The sequence below is a fragment of the Streptomyces sp. NPDC126497 genome, from assembly GCF_040302425.1.
Taxonomy (GTDB): Bacteria; Actinomycetota; Actinomycetes; order Streptomycetales; family Streptomycetaceae; genus Streptomyces.
Window position 1 is genome coordinate 20,748 of sequence record NZ_JBEORT010000095.1, and the last position, 6,515, is coordinate 27,262.

Annotated in this window: 4 protein-coding genes and 1 pseudogene; all 5 read left to right on the forward strand. The window is 75.7% G+C overall.

Annotation, left to right across the window (positions count from 1 at the left end; genetic code table 11):
* Positions 1 to 21 precede the first annotated feature (21 nt).
* Entirely contained in the window at positions 22 to 1,350 is a 1,329-nt protein-coding gene (locus tag ABTY20_RS28715) for an MFS transporter (protein WP_351999960.1), read from the forward strand.
* Between the two features lie 65 nt (positions 1,351 to 1,415).
* A complete protein-coding gene (locus tag ABTY20_RS28720; RefSeq protein ID WP_351999962.1) occupies positions 1,416 to 3,245 on the forward strand; it encodes a gamma-glutamyltransferase family protein in 1,830 nt (609 codons plus the stop codon).
* A gap of 116 nt (positions 3,246 to 3,361) precedes the next feature.
* Positions 3,362 to 4,207: an inositol monophosphatase family protein gene (locus ABTY20_RS28725; RefSeq protein ID WP_351999963.1), complete on the forward strand. Its 846-nt coding sequence runs from the start codon at positions 3,362 to 3,364 to the stop codon at positions 4,205 to 4,207.
* Positions 4,208 to 4,297: 90 nt separating this feature from the next.
* Positions 4,298 to 5,707 (forward strand): phytoene desaturase family protein, encoded by a 1,410-nt coding sequence (locus tag ABTY20_RS28730; RefSeq protein ID WP_351999965.1) that lies wholly within the window; start codon positions 4,298 to 4,300, stop codon positions 5,705 to 5,707.
* Positions 5,704 to 5,960: pseudogene (locus tag ABTY20_RS28735) on the forward strand (macro domain-containing protein); the annotation flags it as partial. The gene ABTY20_RS28730 and the pseudogene ABTY20_RS28735, both read left to right, overlap by 4 nt.
* Positions 5,961 to 6,515: the final 555 nt, after the last annotated feature.

The window sequence follows — 6,515 nt, forward strand, 5'->3', positions numbered from 1 at the left end:
GCGGCCGGGAGCCGCTGAACCATGATCAGGAAACTCGCCGCGGTCCTCCCCGACCTCGCGCCCTGGCGTTCCTCCCGCGACTTCCGCCTCCTGTGGGTGCAGGGCCTGGTCACCTACCTCGGCAGCGTGATGGCGCTGATCGCGCTGCCGCTCCAGATCAAGGAGCTGACCGGCTCACCGCTCGCGGTGGGCGCGATGGGCGCCGTCGAACTGGTGCCGCTGGTGGTCTTCGGCCTGTACGGCGGGGCACTCGCGGACGCGGTGGACCGGCGCAGGGTCATCGTGCTCACCGAGGCGGGGCTGGGACTGCTGGCCGTCGTCCTGCTGCTGAACGCGCTGCTGCCGCACCCCGTGCTGTGGCCGCTGTACGTGGTGGCGGCCGGCGTGGCGGCACTCGCGGGACTGCAACGCCCCGCCCTGGACTCGCTGCTGGCCCGGATCGTCCCGCACGAGCAGCTCGCCGCGGCGGCCGCGCTCAACGCCCTGCGCTGGCAGGCGGGCGCGATCGCCGGACCCGCGCTGGCCGGCCTCGTGGTGGCGTACGCGGGCAACGTCCCCGCCTACGCCACCACCGTGGTCTGCTTCTCCGCGTCGGTCCTGATGTGCCGCCGGCTCTCACCCGTGCCGCCCGCCGAGCACGCCGCCAAGCCGTCGTTGCGCGGCATCGCCGAAGGGGCCAGGTACGCCTGGTCGCGGCCGGTGCTGCTCGGCACCTACACGGTGGACCTGGCGGCGATGCTCTTCGCCTTCCCCAACACCATCTTCCCCTTCCTCGCCGACGAGCTCGACGCCGACTGGGCGCTGGGCCTGATGTACTCGGCGGGCGCCGTCGGATCGCTGCTGCTCAGCCTGACCAGCGGCTGGGTCTCCCGGACGCGGCGGCACGGCCTGCTGGTGGTGTTCGGCGCCGCCGGCTGGGGCCTGGCCATGGCGGCGGCCGGCTGGACCTCGAACGTCTGGCTGGTGCTGGTCTTCCTCGGCCTGGCGGGAGCGGGGGACATGCTGAGCGGTCTCGGCCGCTCGACCATCTGGAACCAGACCATCCCCGACCGGCTGCGCGGCCGGCTCGCCGGCATCGAGGTCCTCTCCTACAGCGTCGGCCCCCAGCTCGGACAGGTCCGCGCCGGGGCGATGGCCGGCTGGACGGGCGCCCGCCCGGCGATCTGGAGCGGCGGCCTGGCCTGCGTCGCCGCGGTGGGCCTGCTCGCCGCCGCGCTGCCCGGGCTCGCCGGCTACGACGCCCGTACCGACGAGGACGCCCGCCGCCGCACCGACGAGGACGCCCGCCGCCGCGCCGGCGAGGGCACCGGAACCGCTCCGGCCCGTGAGGACGTCGGCGCCGGTCGGTAGCCTGCTGACCGTTCGAGGCTGAACGGTTCGGCAACGTCGCCCGCCCGCGCACACCGAGGTGAGACATGCGGTTCACCACCCGACCCACCCTCCAGGGCACCTTCGGCATGGTGTCCTCCACCCACTGGCTGGCCTCGCAGTCGGCGATGGCGGTGCTGGAGGACGGCGGCAACGCCTACGACGCCGCCGTGGCCGGGGCCTTCGTGCTGCACGTCGTCGAACCGCACCTCAACGGCCCGGCCGGCGAGGTGCCGATCCTGCTCGCGCCGGCCGGCGGCGAGGTGCGGGTGCTGTGCGGGCAGGGGGTCGCCCCGGCCGGGGCGACCGTCGCCCACTACCGGGGGCTCGGCCTGGACCTCGTCCCCGGCACCGGACCGCTCGCCGCGGCCGTGCCCGGCGCCTTCGACGCCTGGATGCTCCTGCTGCGCGACCACGGCACCAAGACCCTCGCCGACGTCCTGAAGTACGCCATCGGGTACGCCGAGGACGGGCACCCGCCCGTGGAGCGCGTCGGTCAGGCCGTCGAGACCGTACGCGAGCTGTTCGAGACGGAGTGGACCTCCTCGGCCGAGGTGTACCTGCCCGGCGGCCGGTCCCCGCGCCCCGGCGAGCTGCTGCGCAACCCCGCCCTCGCCGCCACCTGGAAGCGGCTGCTCGCCGGGGTCGCCGGAGCGGGGGAGAGGGAGGCGCAGATAGACGCGGCGCGGGAGGTGTGGCGGACCGGGTTCATCGCCGAGGCACTGGTCCGCCAGGCCGGGCGCCCGACCGTGGACACCACCGGGGAGCGCCACACCGGCACCCTGACCGCCGCCGACCTCGCCGGCTGGTCCGCGGCCTACGAGGCCCCGGTGACGTACGACTGGAACGGCTGGACCGTGTGCAAGGCCGGCCCCTGGAGCCAGGGCCCGGTCCTGCTCCAGCAACTCGCCCTGCTCCCGCCGGAACTGCCCCGCCACGGCTCCGCCGCGTACCTGCACCTGCTGATCGAGGGCTGCAAGCTCGCCATGGCCGACCGCGAGGCCTGGTACGGGGACGCGGCCGAGGTGCCGCTCGACGACCTGCTGTCGGCCGAGTACAACGCCGAGCGACGGACCGGGATCGGCCCCCGCGCCTCCCACGACCTGCGGCCCGGCAGCCCCGGCGGGCGCACCCCCCGGCTGAGCGCCCACGCGCGCGGGGCGGCCACCGAGCCGCCCGGCTTCAGCCCGATGGGCGTCGGGGAGCCCACCGTCGCCAAGAGCCCCACGTCCCCCGTGCCCGGCGAACCCGACGTCTCCGCCGACGGCGGCACCCGCGGCGACACCTGCCACCTGGACGTCGTCGACCGCTGGGGCAACATGATCGCGGCCACCCCCAGCGGCGGCTGGCTCCAGTCCAACCCCGTCGTGCCCGAACTGGGCTTCCCGCTCGGCACCCGGCTGCAGATGACGTGGCTGGAGGAGGGCCTCCCCAACACCCTCACCCCCGGCCGCCGCCCCCGCACCACCCTCACCCCGTCCCTGGCCCTGCGCGACGGGGTGCCCGTCCTGGCGTTCGGCACGCCCGGCGGGGACCAGCAGGACCAGTGGCAGCTGCACTTCTTCCTCGCGGTCGCCCTGCGCGAGCGGGTGCGCGGCGGACTCGACCTCCAGGGCGCCGTCGACGCCCCCGGCTGGCACAACGACAGCTTCCCCGGCTCCTTCTACCCGCGCGGCATGCGTCCCGGCAGCGTCACCGTCGAGTCCCGGACGGACCCCGCGGTGGTGACGGAGCTGCGCCGCCGCGGCCACCGGGTGACCGTCGGCGACGCCTGGTCGGAGGGCCGGCTCTGCGCGGTCGCCCGGGACCCGGCCACCGGCGTCCTCTCCGCCGCCGCGAACCCGCGCGGCATGCAGGGCTACGCGGTGGGTCGCTGAGCCCACGACACCGCGGGCGGACACCCTGTCCTCCCGTCTTCCCGTCTTCCCCCCGATTCCACCCGGAGTGCACCGGGCGGACGGGGAATGTCAGTGACGCGTGCTCTCATGGAGGCATGACGCAGAGCAACGAAACCATCGACGAGTTTCTCGCCCGGCATACTTCCGACGTGGAGGAACTGGTCCGCAAGGCCGCGGCGAAGGAGATCATGCCGCGCTGGCGGCGGCTCGCCGACCACGAGGTGGACCTCAAGACCGGCCCGCACGACCTGGTGACGGACGCCGACCGCAACGCCGAGCTGTACCTCACGGACGCGCTCGCCGCCCTGCTGCCCGGTTCGGCCGTGGTCGGCGAGGAGGCGGTGCACGCCAATCCGGCGTCGTACGGGGCGATACGGGACGAGGCGCCGGTGTGGATCATCGACCCCGTCGACGGCACCCGCCAGTTCGTGCACGGCGACACCGGCTTCTGCACCCTGGTCGCCCTCGCGCGGGGCGGAGTCGTGCACGCCTCCTGGACCTACGCCCCCGCCCGCGACCAATGCGCCACGGCCGTACGGGGACGGGGCGCGCACCTCGACGGCGAGCGACTGCGCGCGGGCTCCCCGGAACCCGGCCGCGACCTCCGCGTGGCCACCTCCCACCCGGACTACACCACGGACGAGCAGAAGCGCGCCCTGCTCGGTCTGTGGACGGACGGCGTGGCGCCCCGCGCCTGCGGCTCGGCCGGCCTGGAGTACCTGGCCGTGGCCCGCGGCGAGTCCGACGCGACCGCGTTCAGCTGGGAGGCCGCGTGGGACCACGCGGCCGGTCTGCTCCTCGTGGAGGAGGCGGGCGGCGCCCACCTCACCCGCGCGGGCGAGCCCTTCGGCATCAGGGGCGGCAACACCCTGCCCTTCACCGCGGCCCGTGACGCGGCCACGGCCCGCAGGGTGGTGGAACTGCTGGCGGGCGGAGCCTGACACCGAAGCCCCCGGGAGCACGCCGGAGGCCCGGCATATCCTGATCCTCCAGTGGCCGTCGGCTGACGAAGGAGTCCGAAGGTGCCGTCGATGCTCGATGCGGTCGTGGTGGGTGCGGGGCCGAACGGGCTGACCGCTGCCGTCGAGTTGGCCCGGCGCGGCTTCTCGGTGGCCCTGTTCGAGGCGAAGGACACCGTCGGCGGCGGCGCCCGCACCGAGGAACTCACCCTCCCCGGCTTCCGCCACGACCCGTGTGCCGCCGCCCACCCCCTCGCCGTCAACTCACCCGCGTTCCGCGCCCTGCCGCTGGAGCGCTACGGCCTGGAGTGGCTGCACCCGGAACTCCCCATGGCGCACCCCTTCCCGGACGGCACGGCGGCCGTGCTGTCCCGGTCGGTGGGGGAGACGGCCGCCTCCTTCGGACCGCGCGACGCCGGCGCGTACCGCCGCCTCGTCGAACCCTTCCTGCCCAAGTGGGACACCCTGGCCCGGGACTTCATGTCGCTGCCGCTGACCGCGCTGCCCCGCGACCCGGTCACCCTCGCCCGCTTCGGCCTGGCCGGCCTGCCCCCGTCGACCTGGCTCATGCGCCGCTTCCGCGACGAGCGGGCCCGCACCCTGTTCGCCGGCCTCGTCGCCCACGTCATGGCCCCCCTCGGCGGCTTCGCCACCGGCGCCGTCGGCCTGGTCTTCGCCCTCGCCGCGCACGCCCGCGGCTGGCCCGTCGCCCGCGGCGGCTCCCAGGCCGTCTCCGACGCCCTCGCCGCGTACCTGAAGGACCTCGGCGGCAGCATCCACACCGACTACGAGGTCAAGCGCCTCGACGACCTGCCGCCGGCCCGGGCGTACGTCTTCGACACCTCGCCCACCGCCCTGGCCCGCATCGCCGGATTCGGCGACCACTACGCGAACTACCGCTACGGCCCCGGCGTCTTCAAGATCGACTACGCGCTGGACGGCCCCGTCCCGTGGACCGCGCCCCAGGCCCGCACCGCCGGCACCGTGCAGATCGGCGCGGACAGCGGCGAGATCGCCGCCGCCCTGCGCGCCGCCTCCCGCGAGGGCCGCGCCCCCGACGCACCCTTCCTCATCACCGTGCAGCCCGGCGTCGCCGACCCCACCCGAGCCCCGGCCGGCAAGCACGTCTTCTGGGCGTACGGCCACGTGCCGAACGGCTGGACCGGCGACCTCACCGACGCCATCGAGCGCCAACTGGAGCGCTACGCCCCCGGTTTCCGCGACCGCGTCCTGGCCCGCGCCACCGCGGGACCGCCCGAACTCGCCGCCCGCAACGCCAACTACGTCGGCGGCGACATCGCCTCCGGCGCGGCCTCCGGACTCCAGCTCCTGCTGCGTCCCACCCTCTCCCTGTCCCCCTACACGACCCCGCACCCGGCCGTCTTCATCTGCTCGTCGGCCACCCCGCCCGGCCCCGGCGTGCACGGCATGTCGGGACACAACGCGGCGAAGGCCGTGTGGAGGAGGCTGCGCCGGGCGTGACCGCCACGATCACGCCCGTCCGGGACGACACCACCCACCGGAGCGCCGACGCGATCGTCGACGCGGCCGACTCCTCCCTGCTCGGCGGGGGAGGCGCGGACGGCGCGGTCCACCGCCGGGGCGGCCCGGAGGTCCTGGCCGAATGCCGCGCCCTGCGCGCTCACGGGCACGGCGGGGGTCTGCCCGCCGGCCGGGCGGTCGCCCCACCGCCGGCCGTCTCGACGCCCGCCGGGTGATCCACGCCGTCGGCCCTGCCGCTCTGGCCGTCGTGCCGGTCGCGGCCCCCTCCCGCGCCGTCCGGCGCGTAGCACACCGGGCACGGCCGGGACCGGGCCGGCCGCGTGCCGCGGGACGGGGAGAAGGTGACCGGAAGGATACGGCCGGGAGTCGGCGGGGTGACATCTCGGACGTCTTGCGGCCACCCGGCCCCGTTACAGTGCCGCCGCGGTCGTCGACCGGTTCGATTCCGCCGCCGGGGAGGCGAGGGGACGGCGCTCCGTGCGCGGGGCCGGACGGCGCCGTGCTCGTCGTCCCCGGTGGAACGCGTCTCGTACGGCAGCCGTCCACGCCCGGTGGGGACCGACGGCGTTCCGGACGTGGCACCGGGCCTCGGCCGCGCGTGCGCAGACACCTGTGGGACCGAAGGAGAGCGAGCAATGTCACGCCAGAACAAGCCGGATGACGGCGAGTCCGCCCGGCCGGCCGGCACCGAGGGCGGACCACCGGTCCGCCGCGCGGTGGTGCTGTCCCCGGTGGGCGACGACGCGGCGCGTGCCGTGCTGCGGCCCGCGCCGCGCCGTGACACGGC